Origin of the sequence: Synechococcus sp. F70.1, assembly GCF_047502745.1 — a bacterium.
Taxonomy (GTDB): Bacteria; Cyanobacteriota; Cyanobacteriia; order Thermostichales; family Thermostichaceae; genus Thermostichus.
In genome coordinates this window covers 1-2,372 of record NZ_JANSJL010000040.1, presented here as the reverse complement: position 1 = coordinate 2,372, position 2,372 = coordinate 1, and the positions used below count along the sequence as shown (strand labels likewise).

Here is a 2,372-nt window from a genome sequence, read left to right as displayed (position 1 = left end):
ATCCACCAACATAAAGTGTTGATGCACCATCCCAATTCCCAACCGAATGGCATCGGCGGGACTGTGAATTTTGGCCAGTTGCCCATCCACTTGAATGGATCCCTCGTCCGGGCTGACCAACCCATAGACGATCTTCATCAGGGTAGACTTGCCCGCCCCGTTCTCCCCCATCAGCGCCAGAATCTCTCCCCAACGCACCTCCAGATCGATGTGGTCGTTGGCCAACACCAGAGGATAACGCTTGGTGATCCCCTGTAAACGAAGGGCGATATCGCTGCGATGGGATCCCTCTGCCAAGGAAGGATCAGGCCCACTCATGAGGTGCTTCTGAGGTGCTTCTTGAACGCCTTTTCCAGCATAGGTTGTGAACTGCCATGCCAGAGGAAAGCATTTCTGGGGGTATTGTGAGAGTCTCTCTTTTTCTAAGCACTATGGTCATTTCGATTCAAACTGGGACACTGCACCCACACCTAAAACGTTGGTCACGTCGTTACGTCGTCGCATCGTCGCGTCAGCGTTGCGGTTCCCGTCAGGGTGCCGTAGGCATAGCAATAGCGCTGCGGAGCAATAATGCACTGGGCCAGAAGGCTTTTTTCAATAGCCCAGGCGTCTTACCCTAGCCTGAAACAACTATGTGTGCAACATCCAAGGTCGCCCACAGGATTGGGAGCGATATTTTGGCGAGTTTGGATCAGAATTTGAGTGCTGTTCACGCTTGATCAGTTTGGGTTCTCTTCCCCCCTTTGAAATAGGCAAAGAGCTGGAAAGCTGAACCATGGGAACTGAAATGAGACGTTTCCCTTCCTGATTGCAAGAAGGACAATAGGCCGGATCTCGATATTGAGATAAGGGCCGCCATACCTCAAACTCCCCACAGTTTGGACACTTAAACTCATACAGCGGCATCTTCCTATTCCACCCCCTTGAACGAGGCATCGAATAACATTCACCTAGGGAGAATATCTATGTCGAAGATTTCCGTAGGAATAGCCACCGTACAGCAAGCATTGGGAATATCGACGATCCCACTCACTCTGCCCTCCACCGGTGCAGCACTGAGCAGCATATAAGCTTGTTCTCCCGTAAAGCCGAATTTTTTCAGATATTCGATGGCATTTAAGCAGGCGCGTCGATAGGCAATGTGAACATCCATATAATGCTGCTTACCTGTAAACTCGTCCACAGAAATGCCCTCAAACACAAGGTATTCCGAGTAACGTGGCTCAACAGGGCCGGGCTTAAAAATGGGGTTAACCAATCCGTACTTCTCAACACCACCCTTGATTAGATCGACGTGGAGATCGATGTAGCCCGCCATCTCAATACCGCCACAAAAAGAGATCTCCCCATCCCCTTGCGAGAAGTGAATATCTCCCATCGACAGCTTGGCACCCTCCACGTAAACCGGGAAGTAGATCCGTGTTCCTTTAGACAGGTTTTTAATATCGCAATTACCGCCGTGCTCTCGCGGGGGCACCGTCCGAGCCGCTTCAGCAGCAACCCGCTCATACTCTGACTTGGGCAAAGTTCCCAAAATTGCGTTCTTGGGATTGGGCAAGGCGGCCAGCACAGGCTGATTGCCGGATAGCCCCGCGCCGTAAGTGCGCAAATCGGGAGCCGAAGCGACCAGCTCAGCTTCCCGCTTATTCCAAGCCGCCAGCAACTCGTGAGATGGGGCACAGCCAATGAGGCCGGGGTGATGATGCCGGCAAAGCGCACATGGGGAATGTGTCTGGAAGTGGTGTAAATGCCTTGAAAATCCCAGATGGCTTTGGCCGCGTTGGGAAAATGATCGGTGAGGAATCCTCCTCCATTTTCTTTGGCAAAAATACCTGTAAACCCCCACTCGGCTCCCGGCAGTGGCCCAATGTCTAACAGATCGACAACCAGGATATCTCCAGGCTGGGCGCCGTTAACCCAAATAGGCCCACTCAAAACATGGACAACGCTTAGGTCAACCTGCTCAATGTCGGAAGGATCATCGTTGTTTTTGATTTGCCCATCCGTCCAGTCTTTACACTCAATTCGGAATACCTCGCCAGGGTTTACAGAAACCACAGCGGGAATATCAGGATGCCAGCGGTTGTGACCCGGTAGATCCTGTTGATCCATTGGCTTAGTCAGGTCAACTTTAAACAGCGTTTTGGGCATGGGATCCTCTCCTTGAGTCATCACTCTGCGGTCAGACTTTGAATGCACAAAAGCCTATCTCCAATAGAGAAGCTAATACTGTAGCAAGAGCTACAATTCATAGTTCTTTACACTCAATTCGGAATACCTCGCCAGGGTTTACAGAAACCACAGCGGGAATATCAGGATGCACAAAAGCCTATCTCCAATAGAGAAGCTAATACTGTAGCAAGAGCTACAAT

Annotated in this window: 2 protein-coding genes and 1 pseudogene; all 3 read right to left on the bottom strand. The window is 50.9% G+C overall.

Going from position 1 to position 2,372, the window contains the following annotated elements; genetic code table 11:
• The coding region (locus tag NW860_RS03280; RefSeq protein WP_414512374.1) for an ATP-binding cassette domain-containing protein at nt 1-318 on the bottom strand (318 nt) is incomplete at its 3' end.
• Between the two features lie 312 nt (nt 319-630).
• Nucleotides 631-906 (bottom strand): FmdB family zinc ribbon protein, encoded by a 276-nt coding sequence (locus NW860_RS03275; protein WP_414512372.1) that lies wholly within the window; start codon nt 904-906, stop codon nt 631-633.
• A gap of 40 nt (nt 907-946) precedes the next feature.
• A pseudogene (fmdA, locus tag NW860_RS03270) lies at nt 947-2,151 on the bottom strand (formamidase).
• Between the last annotated feature and the right edge of the window lie 221 nt (nt 2,152-2,372).